Source organism: Psychrobacter sp. 219-2-C (assembly GCF_049560815.1).
Lineage (GTDB): Bacteria > Pseudomonadota > Gammaproteobacteria > Pseudomonadales > Moraxellaceae > Psychrobacter > Psychrobacter faecalis.
Genome location: NZ_CP186933.1, coordinates 789,763 through 811,223 on the forward strand (window position 1 = coordinate 789,763; position 21,461 = coordinate 811,223).

Below are 21,461 nucleotides of genomic sequence, written 5' to 3' on the forward strand. Positions count from 1 at the left end.
ACCTAAACTTTTTTGTCAAAGAGATAACAGAATACTATGCCCATGCGCCCCATTGATGCCATTTTCGTTCATCCTAAACGCCGGTTATATGTTGTATACTACCGCGGTGAGCTGTGGGAATTGCCCCGCATGAAAATTGATGATAGGTCATGGCAAAACAGGCAGCCTTATACTGACGATAGCAGTGGTCTTTATCTTAGCATTCATCAAGCCATTAGCGACCCGATATTGGCTCAAAAGCTTCGTACTTTAAACTTGCCAGCAGCGGTGCGTGGCAGCACGTTACCACGCTTTGAAGCATGGTGGGAAGCCCACGGTTTTAAATGGCTTAAAGACAAACTTACCACCGGTGAATCGCCATTGGCCGCGCATCAAGCTTTGCAAGCAGTGTCTACTAATATGGCAGCTGCTCAAGCGACTGATAAACAAAACGCGCCTGTTTCAAGCTACCAAGTAGTATCTAATGATGCTAGCAGTAATAACGAAAATAATCCTACCCAGCAAGAAAGTAATGAGCCAAGTACGGCAGCCCCTGTAGCAAAAGACGCAGACATCTTTGCTCATATGCTGGCAGATTTAGTAGACGAAGTACTAAACCATCAAGAGTAAATCTGTTACCATTTATCATTTATTCCATCACTCACCACATTAACCAAAGAAAAGAGCGGTAACTTATGAGAGATTACAAGCTGCTATTAGCGGGGCTTATTTTACTGCTGCTGATCATTTTTATCGCCATCTTTACTTGGTTATGGACCAGTAACCGCAAAAACATGGATCCTCTGCCAATTATGGCAAATAACAATGATACATCGTCTGCGGATAATGACGAAAATACCATTGCGAAAAGCACCTTGCACATCCAAGCAGAAGATGGGCTGCAAGCACCTTTAGATGCGGTGATTGCAAGCTTTCAAGCACGCTACCCAAATATGCAAATATTGACAAATTATGTGTCTTCGGCTGCCCTTTTAACGTTATCCGATAATGATTTTGCTGACAGTCATCGCACTGACGATGAGCGTGCGTCTTTTCTCATAGATACCGATTTAATCATTGCGAATGGCAAACTGTCAAAAGAGCGCCTAGCGCCTTTGCAAGAACAATTAAAAACCGCTCAAGACAAATACAACCAAAACAAATTGAATGATAGTAGCGGCCAAGATAAAACAGCAGAAGACGGCGTAGATGAAACTAATGCAGAAGTGGACGCTCAGGCCAAAAGCGATAATACCAATACCCGTAGCCTGAGTTCTTTTGGCTATGCCCTGCAAGGCGAGCAAGCGGTAGATGGCGTGGTATTAACGCAAAACTCTGCGGCGATTAATTTTAGAAACTTTTTGCTCTCAAGTACCGGACAAGATATCCTAAGCCAGCATGATTATACCAATATCGACGGTTATAAGAATGATATGGATAATTTATTTCAACCAAGTTCACGCGCCAAACAAGCAACCGGCGAGCTTTCGGTAGATGTATCCGACGCGCTTAGCAATGGTAAATAAGTCTAAGGCCCGCTGCCTGATGATTACGCATTGCTTTTGTCAGACCTTTTTTTTACAATAGCACTCCACCACGCGCCTATAGCTCAACAGGATAGAGCAGTTGCCTCCTAAGCGATCGATCGGGGTTCGAGTCCCTGTGGGCGCACCAATCATTACCCCACTCTCAACTTGAAATAAGCAATTCAAACTGAAGAGGCGGATTACCAAGTTTTTTGTTGAGTACAAAGCACAGATTGTGTGAAAGAATCTTACGAATCAATCGATGAGACAAATGCCATAAATCTCTTGCTCGTACCCTTTGTATATTAAATCGTTCTGATAGCTGACCAATGACTGTTTCAACGATACGGCGGGCTTTCATTAGCCGCCTTACCACAGGTTTGGGTCTATCTTCTTTCATATTAGCTCTGAGTGGCGTTTGTAAATCCACTCCTTGAGCATCGTAGTACGATGTCAGACTAGGGCTGATATACCCTTTATCAGCGCCAAGTAGCCCATGAATATGAGTGGTGATTTCTGGGGCAACCGCTCTTTCATCAACATTGGCAGGAGCAAAGGTAAAGCCTTTAATCATGCCCGATAAGTTAACAAGCAAATGTCCCTCAAAGCCATAGTATCTCTCTTGCTTAGCCGCACAGTAGCTAAAAGGCGCTAAGTCTTGATAGTTTTTATGCCGATAAGCGCGTCCATAATGACAGACGGGTATCGGAAAGCCATCCATAAAATGAATGTTGTCACGGCCTTAAATTTGACTGACTTTATCTTGTATCTGCTGTTTGACTTGCCACAGATTAGCGCAGTGCTTTGCGAAGTTAGGGTATGAGCCGATGGCTAGAAACCAGTCTTGCCAATGCTGGGTAAAGTATTGCCAAATCTGTTTGTCTTGATCTAGGTGTAAAAATTCACCGACCATCTCCATGCAAATGATCTCAGGATCACTTAGCTTTGGCGCGTAACCTGCACTTCGCAAGGGTTTGGTGACGACTATTTTGTAATATTGCTCTACCATTAAATAGATATTGATGATAAATTCGTCTATGGGCATCTCACAACTCCATTGTATTCTTGGTCGAAAACAATAGATTAGTGAGGTGCTCTTCTTTTTTCAATCACTTTCGAAGTTGAGAGTGGGGTATATTACTATCTATCAGTAAGAATATTCGCTTGCATCTAGCTGGCTTTCAAGATTTTGTATTGAACTGTCCACATCATTAAGTTGAGACTTCAATTGGCTAGCCTCACTATCTAAGTCAGACGCTAAATCGTCAAGTTCTGATTGTGATTGAATAAAGCTGAATTGATAATACATTCCACTAATATTGTCAGCTGTCTGATGAGCATTGTACATTTCACTTTGAAGATTTTCGATTTCAGCTTTGCTATTTTCTATAATCAACTTATATTCTTCGATAGCAGCGTAAGCATCATCTAATGCAATCTCGTTTGATTCTTCGGCTGATTTCAGACTGCTTGAATAAGACCAAACAAAAAATAAAACTAAAACCCCAATTATACCAATGCTAACTTTTTTATAGTTCACTTCGTTCTCTCAAATACAAACAAAAGTAAATTATAACAACATATTATCGGGTGTAGCTATATAACTTATAAAAAACCGCCCAAACCATTCAAGGAAGGAAAACTGATTAATTTAACATAATGAAGACGGCAGGATTTGAACCTGTGACGTTAGAATTATGAGTCCTGTCCTCTGACCACTACACCCCCAGTGTATTGCGCTACCATCTGCGCTATGGGCCCGTAATTAATTACAAAACTCAATCTTATCTACAAAACCTTGAGCACCTTCCACGCCTCTATTTGCTCGGTCCTTAAGAAACTGCAGCCAATAATCTTTGTCGCACGACTCGGTTACCTCTTGATAATAATCATAGGCCTCTTGGTTGGTTAGATCGCACATATCAGCTTCCATGCTAAATCGTAGACATAAAAAAGCCCGATATGGAAAATCACATATCGGGTACAAAAACGTAGGCAATAAAAAAACGAAAGAACCGGAGAGTTATCTTTCGTTCAAGACATTCATATTTAAATCAATTTACAATTACTGCCATTGTAGAAAATATAACACTACAGTGCGGCATGGGTCAAGTCATATAATAATACCTAGACAAGCCTGCTCTTCCTTGCTTTATTTTTTAAATTTTATTAAGTGGATTAGTACCCTACATCATCATTTCTTCACTAATAGAGTCTCCTTCGTGCAAAGCATTAAAAAGCTTTACCTCTGCAACCTTTATTAATGCCTCTCGCTTAGCATAGGTGTAATTTTGAGTAGCATTCGAGTCAAACAAAAGATCTTCGCTGTTCTGTTTTTGCCATTCAACAATACTTTGTAAAAGCTCAGCGCAATAAGCCTCTCGAGCTTCATCAAATAATGGCGTGTCAATGGTAGGAGCATCACCAATATCATCTGCGACCGTAGTGATTGCTAACATCATAATGGCATCAAAACTTTGTGGGCTAACTTGTATGTCTTTTTCCTGTTTTATATCTAACATCATCTTACCTGCTATTTTCTAATCAAGAATTTGTATGACGCTATACTAGATTCTTAATGTGACAGACTAATGACATCATCATAATTACATGCTTTCAACCAGCTCACAGCTTATTGCTAGGTTAGATCTATACTTGGCAATATCATTATTAATACAGTGGACCAACTCTTCTAGGTCATTTAGCATCTGGCGTTGGTAGCATAAGAAATAATTACTGTAAGTTCTGTCATTCATTTTTATCCCACTAAACAACAATCGTCCTTCAACCGTGTAGATAGTCCACAAATCATATAGCTCAAAATGCAATGTCATACGTGCTACAAGCGACGATAACTCCTTTAAGGTTTGCTTACCGCCCCTAGGTGCTTCACGGCCATCTACGACGCATCTATCGAACATCTTAAGCGCAAGATACTCTACGACCATATCAAAGCACTCTGACCAGTCCCATAATTCGTTATCACCCCATACCAACAAAGACGCCAGCGCTTTAGCGTGACGACTCTCAATCAATGCAATAGCAGCTGTCTTATCCTCCCAGTTCACTTCAGGAGGCAATCCACCTTGGCCAATATCAAACTTAACGGTCTTGGCACCCATGCCCTGCTTTAACCATTCACCGCTGAGTAATTCTAAGCGTGGACTGGTGCCGAATCTTTTAGCTAGTAAGTTGGTCATTTTGAGTCCTCAATTTAATTAATCAATATACTTTTTTATACCGCGTTATTTCGCCAACTGTCGTCTGTCATCAATCTCACATAAGACGATATCAACACGGCCACCGGGGACGATCTCTTTGCCTCGGTACGTGTGTATCTCATCGACCTGGCTATCATTTTTTATAAACTGAGCTTCTTCCAAGGCGTCCAGTATCAGCTTATTGCGATTATTGTAGTGGCATAATAAACTTGGACAGCGCATAAGAGGTTTATACTAACCCAAAGAAGGAAAATAGTATGACCACCAAACGCAACCAATATACCCGAGAATTCAAATTAGAAGCCATCAGCTTAGTTGTTGACCACAAACGTAAAATACCTGACGTGGCCAATTCTTTAGGAATAGGTAAATCCACTCTACAGAAATGGCTGAGTCAGTACCGTCAAGAAATGACTGGCCAAGTACCTAAAGTCGGCAACGCCTTAACGGATGAGCAGCGCGAGCTTCAAGAATTGCGCAAACAAGTTAAGCGGCTGACTATGGAGCGTGACATCTTAAAAAAGGCTTCCGCTCTGCTAGCCTTGGACAGCCTGAACGGCTATCGCTAATCAGTCAGCTTGCAGAGCAAGACAAGCATGTTAATAAAAGTCTTCTGTGCAAACTGTTTGGCGTGATAAAAAGCAGTTACTACTATGGCATGCAGCCCAAGCCCATCAGTCTTGAAACCGTCAAGCACAAGGTATTAATTCGTCAAATATTTAACGACTCAAAGCGCTCAGCAGGCGCTCGCAGCATTGCCGCCATAATAATGAATGAACACAACATCAAGCTATCACGATATATGGTAGGTAAACTTATGGCGCAGATGAGGCTTAAAAGCTGTCAATTGAAGACGCACAAATACAAGCACGCTGACGAGGCGCATAAAACGCATGACAATATCCTAGCTCGCAACTTTAGCCCAACAGCGCCCAATCCAAGTCTGGACGGGGGATGTGACTTACATTCGTATCAAGGGTGGCTGGTGCTACCTAGCCGTTGTTTTAGATTTATATGCTCGGCGTGTGGTGGGCTTTGCTGTATCAGGTTCCCCTGATAGCGTGCTGACCGCTAAAGCCCTACAGATGGCGTATCACACTAGGCTCAAACCCAGTGGCGTGCTGTTTCATTCCGATCAGGGAACCCATTCCACCAGTAAGACATTTGCTGAATCCGTTGCCAGTTGTGAGGGCATGACGCAAAGTATGAGCCGTCGCGGAAACTGTTGGGATAATGCCCCAACCGAACGATTCTTTAGAAGCTTTAAAACAGAATGGATGCCCAAGGGCGGCTATGAAGATATTACTGAAGCTAAAAGCGCCATTATTGATTATATCTGGGGCTACTATCAAATCGTGAGACCGCACAGTTTTAATGATTATTTAACACCGCTAGAAAAAGAGAAACGCTACTTTAACCAAAACCTCTTATCAGATGTCCTAAATTAGTTGACCACTACATTCTTACTTTCTTGGTCATAGTAAACTCCTGTTAATACGCTTAGTTTACCAAGTTTATCTCTACGGTTTCTTCATCATAGCTCAGCTTATAAAGTGTTGAAATGCAATGGCTTAATAACTGATGAGTAGGATGAGGAATCCTTCTACTTTTTAGCATAAACTTTATCCATTACAAATAAAATCACAACTTCCTATTTATAAATACATTGACAGTCAGCCTTATTAACGTAATAATAATCTAGATGTTAATGGTTATCAATAACGCTTAGGTGTTTTTAATTCATATCATCGATTACTAATTCTATCGCCTTGCTTGACTCGCAATACTTATTGATTAAACCTTTGTTATTTTTATCTCTATTCTCCGCTACCTTATATTTTCAGATGCCATTTACTTGACGGTTATATGAATTAACCGTTATATGATTTTTTGGCTTGGATGACCCTTTATGGCTGAAACGCTTACTCGTTACGACATCGATAAAACTCCATTAGCCTTTGCTGATAAAGCCATGTTTATTCATCATCTTAATGAAGAGCATCAAGATGAACTTGCGATGTTTATCAATGCCTTTACCCCTGCTTCAGTCGGCGAGTACGATATAGTATCGATAAAAGAGCTGTATCCCGACGGCCTTTTGCTAGATGTTATGACGATGAATCGGTATCAAAATAACTCTAATACGTTAAAAGATGGCAGTTCCACAGATAACAGCCTCGCTGAAAACCTTTCTAGTGTTAATCATCAATACTTTATCAACTTTTTTGTGCCTATTAGTAACGCTGAGACACTACATGAGCAATATATAGCATTATTGCAGGCATCCGCTACTAAGCTTGGTAAGCGTACGATCAAGCTTCAAGAACAGTACTTTAGCGTGATTGATGGTTATTATATCAGCCCTAATATGTATCGACTGGTGGTCACAGCACCCGATAATATCCCACTCAATCATCCCGGCTACGCGTATTTATTTGAGTTAAATGCTGAAGTTTTATCTACCATAAATGGTGAGTCAGAAAATAACGATAAACCTTTACAGCGCTACTACACCCTGCGAAAAGCATGGCGAGATCCAATCCGCTCGTCTGTTCAAGCTTGGATAGATGTTTATATCCATGGCAACACGCCAGGTGGCAATTGGGTACGCTCTCTCGTCTGCGGCATGCCAATAAAAACGGTGCGCGATTATCCAGAAAAAATAGAACACCTCAGTGAGGGACAATGCTTATTAATTTGCGATGAAACCTCTCTACCTACCGTCGCCAATCTATTAGAAAACTGGCAAAATCCGTTGCCGCCCCTTGTCATTACTATCACCGAAGATCCAGAAGACATCAGTTATTTACACACTCTCAATCTCTGTCAGCACTTAGGTCATGATGAGCGCTTTCTACAAGACAATCTACTTCATATCATTAAAACGCCGACAATCGATCTCTCTGAACAAATCATGAGCTTATTACATGCAAGATTAACGACATTGCCTCTTAAGATTGGCAAAGTATGGGGCGCGCTTGAAGCGACGGACATCAAGTCATTAAGACAACGATTAAAATCCACCCTTGGTTTATCTCGTCAAGATATGGTCATAAAAGTCTATTGGCGCGCTCAATAACTGCTTCAATTCCATAAATAAAATGAAAATCATTTGCATTAACCAGCTACTTTTCTTTAAAATGCCCCATTTACTTTCGACTGCTCACTATGATGCACATCAATAATTTAAGCCTAATTCGTCAAAAAAAAGTTTTGCTTCACCCGACTTCTTTTATTATCGAACCAAATAAACTGTATGCCCTCATTGGGCATAATGGTTCTGGTAAATCTAGCCTTATAAAAGCCATGGCAGGAGAGATGACACCCACGCAAGGTGGCATTGAGATAGAAAATACAGATTTGCGAAGTTTTTCTGCTAAAAGACTGGCCACGCATCTTGCCTACTTACCGCAAAATCTACCTGATGCGGGTGCTTTTACAGTCTATGAGCTTGTGATGTTGGGCAGATACCCTCATCAAAAATGGCTGCAAAAGCCGACTGCCAACGATCATCAACAAGTAGAAAAAGCCATCGCCCTCACTCAAGTTGACGCCTTTAGAAACCGCCAAGTATCAACGTTGTCAGGTGGTGAGCGTGCGCGCGTCTGGCTGGCGATGTGCCTTGCCCAGCAAACAAAGTATCTGCTATTGGATGAGCCACTAGCGGCGCTGGATGTGGTCTATCAAATAGAAGTGTTAAAACTGATTCGTCAATTGGTCGATGAGCAAGGCTTAGGTGTTGTGATTATCCTGCACGACCTAAATCTAGCAGCAAGGTTTTGTGATGAATTTATCGCTTTAAAACAAGGCAAGTTGTGCCATATGAGTGATGTAAAACGCACGATGGAAAAGGATGTACTGCGCTCGATATTTGGTGTCGATTTTACCCTACTAACCCATCCTACCACTACTCATAAAGTCGCAGTTATATGAAAGCGCTCACCTTTTCGTTCGGGCTATGTGTGGCATTATGCTCAAGTTTATTGTTAAGCAGTTGCCAGTCGTCTGACGCTACATCACAAGCGCCACAAGCAATGTCGCCTCAAGAAAGTCAAAAAACACCTAAAGTCATGACGCCTGATTGGGGTATTGCGGCGACGCTGACTGCCATGGGATACCCACCAGTTGCTATGGGTGATAAACCTTTCTATAGAGAATGGGTCGGTAAGCCTCTTATACCTGATACGACTCTCGACGTAGGAACACGCTATCAGCCCAACCCTGAAATGTTCTCTCAGTTAGATTTGGATTTGGTCATAGACAACGATTTTTATGCGCACCTGCGTCCTATGTACGGCGATTTGCCTATCCACTCTATTGAATTGACCAGTCCTAACAAAATTGCAAAGTGGGAGGACTTTATAGAACCAACGTTAGAATTGGGCCGATCTATCAATAAACCGCAAGCCGCGCAAGATTATTTAGACACCAGTAAGAAACAAATCTTACAAGCGGGACAGACTTTTCATGCGCGTTATCCTCATGTCAAAAAATTGGCTGTGGTGCAATTTGCCGACACCAATAATTTGCGTATGTTTTCGTATAATAGCTTGTTTCAACCTGCTTTAGAGACGATGGGACTACAGCTAGTGGCATTGGCAGATGGCAATCAATGGGGGTTTACGCCCATTATGCTAGGAGACTTAGCGCAGCTTGATGACGATACTTGCCTTGTGGTCGTTGAACCTCTTAGTGACCTTCTCAAACTTGAATTAGAAGACAGCTTAGTGTGGCAGCGCTTGGGTTATTCCTTTGATCAAGAGCATGCATCTAGCAAAAAAGGCCGTTGTATCACCTTACTGCCTGCGACATGGAACAATAGTGGCGTGGCTTCTATGAATGTCTTGGCCGATCGCTTAACGAATGTCACTTTTGTAGGCAATACCGATTTATGATGAATAAAAATAATTTTTTGTCTGCTAACCGTATTTATATGATGGTCGTTTTCTTAATGCTGCTAGCAGTAGTGAGCGGTTATGCAGTCGTACATCAGCTATGGTCTCTCACTTTTTTAGAATTGTTCACCCCCTCTTTTGACCTATCACTTTCGGACATGAGTATCCAGCTACAAATCCTACCGACTATGTTGGTAGCATTGACCGCTGGTGGTCTTTTAGGATTGGTCAGTGTGTTATTACAACAGCTGGTAAAAAACACATTGGCCTCAGACACGACACTAGCAGTCGGTAGCGGTGCAAATATGGCGCTGCTCATTGTCACGTTATTCCTGCCTACTTTAGCATTGGGGGGAAGTTTTTGGGTCGCTTTTATGGGCGCGCTTGGCAGTATGGCGATTGTTTTTCTTCTAGCTGCGCCTAGCCGCATGAATCCTCTGGTATTGGTGCTTGGCGGACTGGTAACTAATATTTTATTGGGTGCTATTACTGCTTTATTATTGATTTATTATGCTGAAGAAACCTTAAACGTTATGGTTTGGGCGGCGGGTAGTCTCACGCAGAATAACTGGCAAGTATCTGTCATATTACTCATCGCTAGTGTGGTCGCCTTTATTAGCTTAATGCCCTTATTAAAGCCATTAGAAATAATGAGCTTAGATGATAGGCAAGCCAAAAGTTTGGGCGTTCCTATCAACCTCATTCGTGTATTGGTGGTGGGATTGGTGGCACTACTGACCGCCCTTGTCGTCAGTCGCGTGGGCCCTATTGGTTTTATTGGCTTAGGGGCTGCCACACTGGTGAATGTGTTTTCGGTACGGCGTATTGGTTACCGCCTGCTTTTGGGTTATGTGTTTGGGGCGCTGTTGTTATGGATCACCAGTAATGCTACGACGCTGTTACAACATTATTTAAGCCTAAATATCCCCGCTGATGCAATGACGGCCATTCTTGGTGCGCCATTGGTGATATGGTTAATTGTGAGCCAAAGTCGTCAACATACCGATGAGGTTATTCCAACCTTGATTTCAGAACGCCGTGACACTCATTTAATAGGTTGGGGAATCGCCTTAATACTGTTGATCATAGGCGTACTTATCTTTACGGCGACTTCAAATGGCTGGCAGCTTAGTACGCTAAGACATTTAATTATTGACTTTAGATTGCCTCGCACGTTAAGCGCAGCCGCCACTGGCGTAATGCTAGCCACTGCTGGCGTGCTGCTACAAACCTTGACTCGCAATCCTATGGCTAGCCCTGAAGTACTCGGTATTAGCTCAGGCTCAGCAATAGGCGTGGTATTGGCCTTTGTTTTCCTACCCAGTTTTGGCTATACAGGTATTATATTATCAGGATTGTTGGGCGCTTTTATCGTCCTTAGTTTGATCTTATGGCTTGCCCGTCGAATCAATCCAGCTTATTTATTATTAGTTGGTGTGGCCATTGCCGCATTGATGGGCGGTTTATTAAGTCTGGTAAAAATATCTGGCGATCAACGGTTACAAGCGGTGTTAAGTTGGCTATCAGGTTCTACGTACCTTGCCAGTCCAGAAACGGCATGGATTTTAGTAGGGTTGGCTTTTATACTTTTCCTATTAAGCTTTATGGTGATCAAACCATTAGAAATATTGAGCCTAGGTAGCGGGATTGCCCGTGAGCTTGGGGTATCTTTGAGATTGTATCAAAGCTTGATACTCATTCTTGTAGCATTACTGAGTACGATATCAACGTTGGCAGTGGGTCCGCTCAGTTTTGTGGGTCTGATGATTCCTCACCTTGCCAGCACATTAGGCGCGGTGAAGCTCAAACGTCAAATTCAACTGTCCGCTATCTTAGGCGCCGGCTTAATGGTCATAGCAGACTGGGTTGGACGCTATCTCATATTTCCCTATGAGATTCCTGCTGGCACCATCGCTGCCATTATTGGCGGGGCTTATTTTCTATATTTGATGCGGCGTATTAGAGCGTAACCTATATGGTTAATACTTCAATAACGACACGACAACATTATCGCTATTTAAGGCTTTAAAAATTTTTAAAATTAATAACGCGCCACTATTGTAATGAAAATGCTTATCATTATAATAGTGATTTAACTTACATATTGGTAACATTCATGCAATTGTCTCGCCTATATTCTGCTCTATTTTGCCTCAAAGCATCTAACAGAGCGCGTCACCCATTTTCAGTAAAATCACTGCGTACCTTTCATATTTCTACTTCAGTCGTTTTACTTGCTGCAAGCCAAGCAGCGTGGGCACAAACCGATATAAATAACGATAGTCAATCAGATGTGCCAAGTGTGGTACTTGATACGATTGTGGTGACCAGTAGTGCGGACGCGTCAGCGGATGGATTGCCAGATGCTTATGAAGGTGGCCAAATGGCGACTGGAAGCCGTGTGGGAATTTTGGGCAATCAAGACATCATGGATACGCCATTTTCTACTACATCGTATACCAACGAATATATCGCCAACCAACAAGCACAAAGCGTGGGTGATCTGCTCAAAAAAGACCCTACGGTACGCGTGGCCAGAGGTTTTGGTAACTTCCAAGAAGCTTACTTTATGCGCGGTTTCATCACCACATCAGATGACACGATGTTTAATGGCCTATACGGTATCTTGCCCAGACAGTATATTGCCACTGAATTATTTGAGCGTGTTGAAGTCCAACGCGGCGCTTCTGCCATGCTAAACGGTGCAGCGCCTAGTGGCGGCAATGCTGGTGGTACGATTAACCTATTACCAAAACGTGCTAGTAATGATCCGCTACGCCAATTAACGCTTGGTTATGGTCAAGGTGACCAAGGTAAAGTTGCCGTCGACGTGAGTGACCGTTTTGGTACTAAGGAGGCATTTGGCGTGCGCTTTAATGCCGCTTATCAAGATGGCGATAGTGCCATCGATGATGAATCTTCAACATTGGGATTGGCAGCCCTTGGTCTAGATTATAAAGGCGAGCAATACCGATTATCAGCAGATTTGGGCTGGCAAGACAACAAACTTAAAGAGACTCGTCCTAGCGTCAATCTTGGCGGTGTTTCTCGTGTACCAAAAGCGCCAGACGGCTCAAAAAATTGGGCGCAGCCTTGGACGTACTCAGATGAAAAAGATATCTTTGGTACCATTCGAGGTGAATATGATTTTAATGACAATCTCACCGCTTATGGTGCTTACGGCATACGAAGTGGCGAGGAAGAAAACTCACTAGCCACCTTAACCGTCAACAGTGCTGATGGTGCGGGCACGATTTATCGTTTTGATAACTCTAGAGAAGATTTGGTACAAAGTGCCGAGCTTGGTCTACGTGGTAAATTACAAACCGGTGAAGTGACTCATAACTTGGTGTTGGCCGCAAACCTCTATGATCAAGAAGAAAAAGGCGCATTCGCATATGATTTTGGCAATCAGCTAGCGACCAATTTTTACCGCCCTACCGACTACACGGAAGTCCCTTTTACAAGTACAACTACGTTTGGCGGTAACCTAGACGATCCAAAATTAACCAATGAAAAGCAACTCCAAAGCTTTGCACTGGCTGACACCATATCGCTGTTCGATGACAAACTGAAAACCACCTTGGGTGTGCGTCATCAAACTATAAAAACCACCAGCTATGATGCCAACACGCAGGCAGAAACGGCTCATTATGATAAGAGTGAGTGGACACCAAGTATCGGTATTGTCTATCAACCGAACATGGACTGGTCATTCTACGGTAACTATATTGAAAGCTTAGCACCAGGAAAAACAGCCCCGCAGACAAATAACAATGCTCCCGTTACTAATGCTGGTCAAGCTTTGGACCCTTATGTAAGCGAACAAACTGAAATTGGCGTGAAGTATGACAACGGGCTTATTGGTAGTAGTTTGGCGATATATCGCACTGATGCCGCACGTGACTATATCGATGCTTCAAACACCCTTATATCTGCTGGTAAAAACCGTCACCAAGGCGTAGAACTGACCGTATTTGGTAGCCCTAGCGAAAATATGCGCCTAAATGCGGGCGTCAGTTATTTAAGTGCCAAACAAAAAGACACCGGTGATGCGGCGTTAGATGGTAATAAAGTCATTGGTCTTCCTACCTTACAAAGCAATGTCAATCTAGAATATGATGTTGCGGCACTCGAAGGATTAACCTTAACAGGTGACATCATTCATACAGGCCCTCGTTATGCCGATAATGCCAATACCTTAAAGGTTGACGGTTATACGACGTTAGATCTTGGAGCTCGCTATAAAACCGTGCTGGCCGGACAAGATGTAACCTTAAAAGGCATGGTAACCAATGTCACGGGCGAAGATTATTGGCAATCAGTCGGTGGCTATACAAATGCTGGTTATTTAAGTGCCGGTGAACCCACGGCTTTAAAAGTTTCAGCGACGTTTGACTTTTAAATTTAAACGCTAAGCTTCGCCAATGAAACGACTATACTGATTAAATTATCGTTATAGAGTCATTACCAGAGTTAAATAAAAGGGATTAGGCGCCACCTACTCCCTTTTGTGCTATCTTAAAATACGCAAAATTCATTTTATTATTGAGTCCTTATGTCCTCTCGCGCTACAGCCTCTCTATATCATATGATCTGGTCGCATTATCGCCTGCCTTTTCTCAAAGTTATCTTACTGAATTTAGTCAATGCGGCGGTCAGTGTGGGTATTATTGCTTATATTAACCACACCTTTATCAGTCAGCCTGTTTTTAATACCTTATCATGGCAGAGCTTAGGCTATTTTTCAGCGTTAGTGGTTCTGCTATTGGTCACGACTTTTTTATCACAATATGCCCTAACCCGCTTGGGTCATAGATTTGTGTATGAGCTCAGAACCAAGCTGGTCAAACAAATCATCGATACCAACGTTCCGCAGATTGACAAGTTAGGAAACGCCCAACTACTCGCCAGCTTGTCTACCGATATCCAATCGATTACCGTCGCCTTTGTCCGTATGCCAGAGTTGGTTCAAGGGGTAATTTTATCTAGCGGAGTCGCTTTATATTTGGGTTGGTTGTCATTGCCACTATTGCTGATCATCATGGTTTGGATTGTAATGACAATTTGGATAAGCACCATTTTGGTGAAGCACGTTTATAAGCATTTAACGGAATTAAGGGAGATTAATGATCTTTTGTATCAAGATTATCAATCTATTATCGAAGGGCGAAAAGAGCTTGCACTTAATCAGCACCGCGCGCAAAAACTGTATACCAATGAGTTTTTGAGTCATGCCCAGTCTTATAAAGAGCGTGTTATTAAAGCAGATACCTTTCACCTATCAGCAGTGAATTGGTCGAACATTATGATGTTTGCAGCGATTGGCGTCGTCTTTGCCGTCTCAAATTATCTTAATATACCCATGAGCGTTGCCACTACTTTTTCTTTAACCATTCTATTTATGCAATCGCCGCTGCTACAAGCCGTTGGCGCTTATCCCACTTTACAAACGGCGCAAGTCGCGTTAGATAAAATACAGACGTTGGCGCTTGCTGATTATCAGCCAGCGTTTTTAACCGATATCGCAAAAATTGATTGGCAGACCATCTCATTGAACAATGTAAGCTATCGCTATCAAGGTATAAACCACCATACACAAGAAAGTGTACCTGAAAATGAGTTGCTTACTGATGACATTTTAAAAAATGTCAATCTCACCTTGAGGCGCGGCGAAGTGGTATTTTTGATAGGGTCTAATGGCAGCGGTAAGTCAACCCTTGCAAAAATCATTACTGGTATTTTTACGCCTACGACAGGCGCTGTAAAAGTAGACCAGCAGACGATTGATTCGGAAAATAATAGCCATTATCGGCAGCTATTTTCTGCCATTTTTAGCGATCAACATCTTTTTAAACAACTCATTGGCAGTCAAGACAATGACCCTGATAGGTCCTTAGTAACTGAGTGGCTGCATAAATTGAACCTGCAAGATAAAGTGACAGTAACTGACCATCGACTGTCTACCGACAAGCTGTCACAAGGACAACGCAAACGCTTGGCCATGCTGCTCGCTGTCGCCGAACAAAAGGACTTTCTGCTGCTCGATGAATGGGCCGCTGACCAAGACCCTGCTTTTCGCCGAGTATTTTATCAAACGCTGATTCCTGAATTAAGAGCCATGGGCAAAACACTGTTTATTATCAGTCATGATGACGGTTATTTTGAGCATGCTGACCGCTTGCTGATGATGAAAGAAGGAAGGCTGACAGAGCTAAATGCAGAAGAACGCCAGCGCGCCAGTGCAGACGCCATTTCTATGTTAGAGTAATTGCTCAGCTAGAATAACTGCTGATAAGTCATACCATTAAACTACTTAATTCCAAAGATTAGCATAGCCTTTGGCGGACAAGACACATAGCAAGCAGGAGAACTTTATAGCAGCATTTTATTTTGAATTTGGCGCTTTTATATAAACTGACTAGGCCAATTTTTCATAAATGACCATGCTCAAATATACAATTCCTGCTGCTACGATTAAGCTGGCAAACCAGACAACGATAAAATAACCAGTAGGAGGTGCAAAAAAAGGGAAGATAAAACTTATCAATAGCAGTAGCAACCCCAGCCATCGTAACCATTGCTGTTTAGTGATATATCGTTTCTGCTCATCATGATGAAACTTATCCCTATGTCTTTTACTGGTCATCATTAATGCCATCATACCTAGCAGATTAAATGCCAATAGCAATCCAGATAACACTACGTTAGACATACTATACATTTTCCATCTGAAGCTTTGAACGACTAGGCGACTTTATTTTTTGCTGGTGAGATGCTTTCTTAAAACTGACCACATAAGTGATATAAGCAAACAGCAAGGCTAGAATAAAAAACATAACGTCAAAGCTGATGAATAGCACATCGACGCTCAAGATACTGTGAAGCAATCCGCGCTCGGTAGTTAGGCCGTTGAGTAGCGGTGTGAATAAAAGCAATAGAGTGACCAATGTTAATAATAGACGCCACGCCTGGCGACTAGACAGTAATAACGTCAGCAAAAAACCAAACGCCCAGATGATAAAAAATCCATCTACCTCCCACTTGCCTCGCCCTAATAACTCTAACGGCAATAAACGATTGAGCCATAAAAAACCTATCATCGCTAAAGGTAATCCCGCCAGTGTGGCAATATTGAGCTTTTCTACTAACCAAAATCCCCAATCAGGCTTATCTATAGTTAATAATTGGCGGCGACGTTTAACCGTCCAAAGCACTAAGCCTGATGCAATCATACCGCAGCCCGCTGTACCACATAAAAAGTACAACCAACGCAGCCAATTATCAGCAAAGCGTCCTGCATGTAAACCTATCATGACCGCTTGTGTTTGCACAGCGAGCGGCGGCGGTCGACTGTCTTTGAGTACTTCCCCTGTTTGCCCATCATAAATACGAAACACCCCTAATGTCGATAATTGATGCTCGGCTTTACCGTCGATAATAATCATACTTTGGTCAGTATTGGGATGATTAATACTGACACTGGTCACGGTATAATTGGAGTTACGTTTTCGCCAATCAGATTGTGTCGTGGCAAGCAATGGAGCAATACTGGCCATAGGGGCAGCCTGTAACTGGGTTGCATCCGCTGCCCGATAAGAGTAAATTTCCTTAAAAAACTGCTCATTATCTACCCCAGACACCATGCCTGCCCACGGCATATACAAGGTTATCAAGGTAATGATGCCGGTAAAGGTAATCATCAAATGGAACGGTATTGGCAGCACAGAAAAAGCATTGTGCGCATCAAGCCACGAGCGTTGCCCCTTACCCCAACGAAAGGTAAAAAAATCCGTGAATATTTTTTTGTGGACAATAACGCCTGTGATAATAGCAATCAACATCATCATAGAAGCTATACCGACGATAATTCTGGCCCATATCACACTCATATAATGCAAATCAAAATGCATACGATAAAAGAAGTGACCGCCTACGGTATCTCTTGGTGTATATGCCATTTGGGTTTGCGTATCAAACTGGTATTTTAGCCTTTTGTCATCTGTAGTCACATTAATATGCAGACGTTGAGCAATATTATCGCTATCAATATCTTTAGCAATAAACCAGTTTTTGGCATGGGCTTGGGTTTGCTGTAAGTGAGTGATTGCCATAGCAAAACCATCTGACTTGTCTTCTAGATACGTCAGATTTTGGTTGTGCGTAAATGTTGAAGACGTGAATGGCGTTTGCTGAGAGCGTGCCGGAATTTCAGGTTGCATCCATGCCGTCAGCTCATTATTAAAATAACTGACTGTGCCCATCAGAAAAATGGTGAATAGCAACCAACCTAACAACAGGCCAAACCAAGTATGGACGTCAGACAAAATGACTCGATAGCCCTTCACTTTAGTTTTATTTTTTGTCTGAATATTACTGATTGTGGCAGTTTGGATCTTAGTAGTGTCTGATGGCATAATAACAGCCTGATGGTAAGAAAAATCTAAATAGCGACATAATCAAACATCCCTAATATCCCTGCAATACCGACGACCAGCGTCCATGCCAGCCATAAACGTCGCAAAAAAAATACTAAGACAAGAATGAGCGCGCATACAACAACGCTAGCAATTTGACCCCAATAGATGGCAGAAATCTCATCTATAGGTAAGGCCAAAAACGTCAAACTCGTAAGCACCGCGATGCCATAGCTACCAATAATCGCTAAAAAAATACGACTGAGGACTTTAAACTCAGGTAGATAAAAACCATGACTGCTACGGCGCTTACTCATGTGACTGCCTGCGTGTGAAAGTGAAAGGTCTTGATCGGCATAAAAGTGAAAGCGATCGATTAAAAGCGATAGGTTAATCTGCCGACTACATTCAAAGGCTCACCGTAAGTCAATTCACTAAAAGTGCTGCCCGCAAGATACTTTTGATTGAACAAATTATTCACATTAACCTGCGCTTCAAGATTGTCGTTAAAGCTATATCTTGCCATGATATTGGCAAGCGTCACGTCATCTTGACCGTACTTTTCAGATTGTTTCGTCACAGGGTTTTTGACAATGCCATAGTATCCATTTGACCAGTCAACGCCGCCGCCAATGGTTAAATTAGGAATGATATGATCAAGATTATAAGTGGCAAACAGATTCAGCGTGGTATCAGCAAAGCCAGTATTGATGGTTTTGCCCTTGTTGTCTTCAGCATTAAAATGCGTATAACCAACACTCGCTTGCAGTTGGTCGCTGATTTGACCAGACACTTGTACTTCTACGCCCTGACTGGTGGCACCTTCTGCTCCGTAGTAGGCTTTCTCGAGATCGGTGCCGGGTATTATTTGACCGCCATCGAGTTGAGCAAGGTTGTCCTGCTCGATTCTGAAAATACTCACTTGGCTTTGTAATGTGCCGTTATCTGACTCACTTTTTAGGCCGATTTCATAGTTTTTACCTTCGATAGGATCGAGGAATTTACCGTTTATATCACGCTGAGTTTGAGGTTTGAAGATATCACTGTAGCTGGTATAAAGACTGTGATTGTCATTAACCGCATAGGTAATCCCTGCGTACGGAGTCCAGATATGTTTGGCTTCCGTGTTGACGTTACGGCCATACTGCACACCTGAGCGTTCAAAATCAGACACACGCGTGCCTAAAATAACGGCTAAAGGATCCGATAGTTTGAGCTGAGTTGCCGCAAAGATAGCTTTTTCTTTGGTTGTGACATCAGAGCTGCGATTGCGCGCTCCCCATTCTGGTTCAGGATAACTGCCATCCCAGTCAGAAAAATCTGGGAGCGGCAATATACCATCAGGCGGTGACTTATAAGTAAAAGTATCAAGATCACTTTTGCTATAAGAGCCGCCTACGATGAGCTTATGCGTCTTTCCCAATGCATCAAAATTACCAGTTAACTTGCTTTTAACATTGAACTGTTTGCGTTCGGTATCGGCATGAAATGGGTTTAGGTTAAAAATCAGTCCGGTATCAGGATTCACGACTTGGTCGCCATTGGCATACATATAAAGCAGCTTTGGACTACTGTCACTCTCGTTATAGCTAGCATTGGTGGTCAAGTTCCAATCGGCATTAAAATCATGGTCAATATCTGCAAAGTAATAGGTATTATCAGAATCCCAGTTTGTCCAATCTGCGCTGCCATTTTTACTGGTATCCCAATCCGCTTTTGAGCCATCACTTAGGTAGTTTGGCAAACCGCCCCACATGGTTGATTTTGATTTATTGTGTTGACGGCTAGCGCCCACACTGACCGTGGTGCTGTCGCCCAGGTCCGCATCTACTGTGGCATAAAGCAGACTTTGACCCAATTCTTGACGGTCGATAAAGGTATCACCATCTTGGTAGCTAGCCACCACTCGGCCTCGTATCGCCCCGCTTTCGCTTAATGGCTGACTACGGTCAACACTGAGACCATACTGCCCGTAACGATCAACATTGGCGGATAGCTCTGTTTTTGGAACGCTACTATCAGCCCGCTTGCGTATCAAGTTGACATTGGCAGAAGGGTCGCCTGAGCCACTCATCAAACCAGTCGCGCCGCGTACGATTTCAACATGGTCAAACATCGCGGTATTGGCAGAGTATTCGCCCATGGCAGCTTGCTGGACAAAATCGGTATTTAAGCCGTCAATTTGGAAGCTATTGATAGCAAAGCCTCTTGATGAAAGACCATTACGCGCGCCATCAACGCTACTTACTTGGATAGCAGGCGTGCGTTTAAGCACATCTATTAGGGTGTTTGAGTTTTGATCTTTGATTTGCTGGTTGGTAACCACACTGACCGCTTGCGGGGTTTCTTTGGCCGACAAGTCCATACCCGTGGCGCTACTGGTGACAGGGATTGTATAGCTGTCAGTATTTTCCGTGACTTGTTTATTGGTCTCTGCCATAACCACGATAGTTGGTAGCGTGGTACTTGGTTCTGACCTATTGTCATCACTATTGATTTCAATGCCGTTGTCATCGTTTGGTTGCTGTGATACTTCAGCATGAATCATAGATGAGCTTACTGCCAACGAAGCAATGGCTGAAAGGTGCATGGTTCGCTTAACAAACCAACTTAAAAGGTTAGGTTTATGCTGTTTTCTACTTTGTGTAATCATAAACATCAATGATATCTCAATGAAAGTGAGGAGGATTTGAGGGAAGGCAGTTATTCAAAGCAACAATGCTCACGATTACTTGTCAGCTTAATAAAACGCTATAAAAAATGAGCTATTTATTAAAGTATTGGTAAGTAAATATATGGTTTGTTACATTAGAGTTTGTACATGATAAAGATAATAATAATGATTATCAATACAGTATTGAAATATTTTTGATAGAAAGCACTATAAATAAAAATAGCACAGCAAAAAAGGCTACCTTCTAAAGGTCGCCTCAATTAAGCCCAGTATCTATCAGACGTTAACTATTACGGACTAAATTTAACAGTATTGATTACTTAAATAGCTTCTGTAAGAACTCGACACAGGAGAGCAGAAGGAGATCCAATAACGCAATAGCCAAAATCACAACGATTGCTGCTGGGAATATAATAGCCACCACAAGCAATGGAATGGCAAACGGCCACCATATAGAAAAATCTTGTTCACATGCTGGTGGATTTAGTCCAGTGATTTCGTTGGTATTACGAGGACGACGTTGCCACCACATGACATAACCGCTCACACAAATTGCAATCACAGATAAGCAAGCAAAACAGCACATTGGCTAAGACGCTCCATAATCCTAGCGTTCCCATATGAATAGCCGAACCCGCTGCCATAAATTTGCCGAAATCATTGTAATCCTCAAAGCGGATATCAGCCAATATCTTCCCCGAATAGCGGTCGATATGTACCGTACGGTCAGCCGTTGGACTTTTCATATC

General features: G+C 42.5%; 19 protein-coding genes, 1 tRNA gene and 3 pseudogenes. 12 read left to right on the plus strand and 11 right to left on the minus strand.

Features of this window, described 5'->3' with window-relative positions; translation table 11 throughout:
- Positions 1 to 36: 36 nt before the first annotated feature.
- From ACPEGP_RS03145 to ACPEGP_RS03155, 3 genes are all read left to right on the plus strand, one after another.
- Positions 37 to 609 carry a hypothetical protein gene (locus tag ACPEGP_RS03145; protein ID WP_423813905.1) on the plus strand — a complete coding sequence of 191 codons (573 nt, stop codon included), beginning with the start codon at positions 37 to 39 and terminating at the stop codon, positions 607 to 609.
- Between the two features lie 65 nt (positions 610 to 674).
- Complete coding sequence (locus ACPEGP_RS03150; RefSeq protein ID WP_423813906.1) at positions 675 to 1,505, plus strand: hypothetical protein; 831 nt, start codon at positions 675 to 677, stop codon at positions 1,503 to 1,505.
- Between the two features lie 72 nt (positions 1,506 to 1,577).
- Positions 1,578 to 1,653: transfer RNA gene (locus tag ACPEGP_RS03155), tRNA-Arg, on the plus strand.
- Positions 1,654 to 1,668: 15 nt separating this feature from the next.
- On the opposite strand, the pseudogene ACPEGP_RS03160 reads toward ACPEGP_RS03155, so the two are convergent.
- The 6 genes and pseudogenes from ACPEGP_RS03160 to ACPEGP_RS03185 form a co-directional block, all read right to left on the minus strand.
- A pseudogene (locus ACPEGP_RS03160) lies at positions 1,669 to 2,550 on the minus strand (IS982 family transposase).
- A 102-nt stretch (positions 2,551 to 2,652) separates the two neighbouring features.
- Entirely contained in the window at positions 2,653 to 3,045 is a 393-nt protein-coding gene (locus ACPEGP_RS03165; protein WP_102076308.1) for a hypothetical protein, read from the minus strand.
- 225 nt (positions 3,046 to 3,270) lie between these two features.
- A complete protein-coding gene (locus ACPEGP_RS03170) occupies positions 3,271 to 3,438 on the minus strand; it encodes a hypothetical protein (RefSeq protein ID WP_180952491.1) in 168 nt (55 codons plus the stop codon).
- A gap of 253 nt (positions 3,439 to 3,691) precedes the next feature.
- The gene (locus ACPEGP_RS03175; RefSeq protein ID WP_225211716.1) at positions 3,692 to 4,030 is read right to left on the minus strand and encodes a hypothetical protein; all 339 of its coding nucleotides are present in this window, start codon (positions 4,028 to 4,030) and stop codon (positions 3,692 to 3,694) included.
- Positions 4,031 to 4,111: 81 nt separating this feature from the next.
- Positions 4,112 to 4,705 carry a hypothetical protein gene (locus ACPEGP_RS03180; RefSeq protein ID WP_423813907.1) on the minus strand — a complete coding sequence of 198 codons (594 nt, stop codon included), beginning with the start codon at positions 4,703 to 4,705 and terminating at the stop codon, positions 4,112 to 4,114.
- A 45-nt stretch (positions 4,706 to 4,750) separates the two neighbouring features.
- Positions 4,751 to 4,948, minus strand: coding sequence for a RusA family crossover junction endodeoxyribonuclease (locus tag ACPEGP_RS03185; RefSeq protein ID WP_145989792.1), 198 nt, complete (start codon positions 4,946 to 4,948; stop codon positions 4,751 to 4,753).
- 35 nt (positions 4,949 to 4,983) lie between these two features.
- Here ACPEGP_RS03185 and ACPEGP_RS03190 point away from each other — a divergent pair, with 35 nt between their 5' ends.
- From ACPEGP_RS03190 to ACPEGP_RS03230, 9 genes and pseudogenes are all read left to right on the plus strand, one after another.
- Positions 4,984 to 5,295, plus strand: coding sequence for a transposase (locus tag ACPEGP_RS03190; RefSeq protein WP_423813908.1), 312 nt, complete (start codon positions 4,984 to 4,986; stop codon positions 5,293 to 5,295).
- Positions 5,296 to 5,384: 89 nt separating this feature from the next.
- Positions 5,385 to 5,555: pseudogene (locus ACPEGP_RS03195) on the plus strand (transposase); the annotation flags it as partial.
- Positions 5,556 to 5,658: 103 nt separating this feature from the next.
- A pseudogene (locus tag ACPEGP_RS03200) lies at positions 5,659 to 6,174 on the plus strand (IS3 family transposase); the annotation flags it as partial.
- A gap of 461 nt (positions 6,175 to 6,635) precedes the next feature.
- The gene (locus tag ACPEGP_RS03205; protein ID WP_423813909.1) at positions 6,636 to 7,805 is read left to right on the plus strand and encodes a siderophore-interacting protein; all 1,170 of its coding nucleotides are present in this window, start codon (positions 6,636 to 6,638) and stop codon (positions 7,803 to 7,805) included.
- An 89-nt stretch (positions 7,806 to 7,894) separates the two neighbouring features.
- Positions 7,895 to 8,659, plus strand: coding sequence for an ABC transporter ATP-binding protein (locus ACPEGP_RS03210; RefSeq protein ID WP_423813910.1), 765 nt, complete (start codon positions 7,895 to 7,897; stop codon positions 8,657 to 8,659).
- Positions 8,656 to 9,621, plus strand: coding sequence for an ABC transporter substrate-binding protein (locus ACPEGP_RS03215; protein WP_288727847.1), 966 nt, complete (start codon positions 8,656 to 8,658; stop codon positions 9,619 to 9,621). Before ACPEGP_RS03210 ends, ACPEGP_RS03215 begins: the two co-directional genes overlap by 4 nt.
- Entirely contained in the window at positions 9,618 to 11,591 is a 1,974-nt protein-coding gene (gene fhuB, locus ACPEGP_RS03220) for a Fe(3+)-hydroxamate ABC transporter permease FhuB (RefSeq protein WP_423813911.1), read from the plus strand. The genes ACPEGP_RS03215 and fhuB overlap by 4 nt, the downstream gene beginning before the upstream one ends.
- Before the next feature lie 146 nt (positions 11,592 to 11,737).
- Positions 11,738 to 14,026: a TonB-dependent receptor gene (locus ACPEGP_RS03225; RefSeq protein ID WP_423813912.1), complete on the plus strand. Its 2,289-nt coding sequence runs from the start codon at positions 11,738 to 11,740 to the stop codon at positions 14,024 to 14,026.
- Between the two features lie 153 nt (positions 14,027 to 14,179).
- A complete protein-coding gene (locus ACPEGP_RS03230) occupies positions 14,180 to 15,892 on the plus strand; it encodes a multidrug ABC transporter permease/ATP-binding protein (protein WP_423813913.1) in 1,713 nt (570 codons plus the stop codon).
- Between the two features lie 150 nt (positions 15,893 to 16,042).
- Here the strand turns inward: ACPEGP_RS03230 and ACPEGP_RS03235 are convergent, their stop codons facing one another.
- The 5 genes from ACPEGP_RS03235 to ACPEGP_RS03255 all read right to left on the minus strand — a co-directional run bounded on the left by ACPEGP_RS03235 (position 16,043) and on the right by ACPEGP_RS03255 (position 21,458).
- On the minus strand, positions 16,043 to 16,336 hold the full coding sequence (locus ACPEGP_RS03235) for a DUF3325 family protein (RefSeq protein ID WP_423813914.1): 294 nt from the start codon (positions 16,334 to 16,336) through the stop codon (positions 16,043 to 16,045).
- A gap of 1 nt (position 16,337) precedes the next feature.
- Positions 16,338 to 18,038, minus strand: a complete 1,701-nt coding sequence (locus ACPEGP_RS03240) for a PepSY-associated TM helix domain-containing protein (RefSeq protein WP_423813915.1) — start codon at positions 18,036 to 18,038, stop codon at positions 16,338 to 16,340.
- 26 nt (positions 18,039 to 18,064) lie between these two features.
- The gene (locus tag ACPEGP_RS03245; protein WP_201590689.1) at positions 18,065 to 18,355 is read right to left on the minus strand and encodes a hypothetical protein; all 291 of its coding nucleotides are present in this window, start codon (positions 18,353 to 18,355) and stop codon (positions 18,065 to 18,067) included.
- 59 nt (positions 18,356 to 18,414) lie between these two features.
- A complete protein-coding gene (locus tag ACPEGP_RS03250; RefSeq protein ID WP_423813916.1) occupies positions 18,415 to 20,586 on the minus strand; it encodes a TonB-dependent siderophore receptor in 2,172 nt (723 codons plus the stop codon).
- 632 nt (positions 20,587 to 21,218) lie between these two features.
- Complete coding sequence (locus ACPEGP_RS03255) at positions 21,219 to 21,458, minus strand: hypothetical protein (protein WP_423813917.1); 240 nt, start codon at positions 21,456 to 21,458, stop codon at positions 21,219 to 21,221.
- Positions 21,459 to 21,461: the final 3 nt, after the last annotated feature.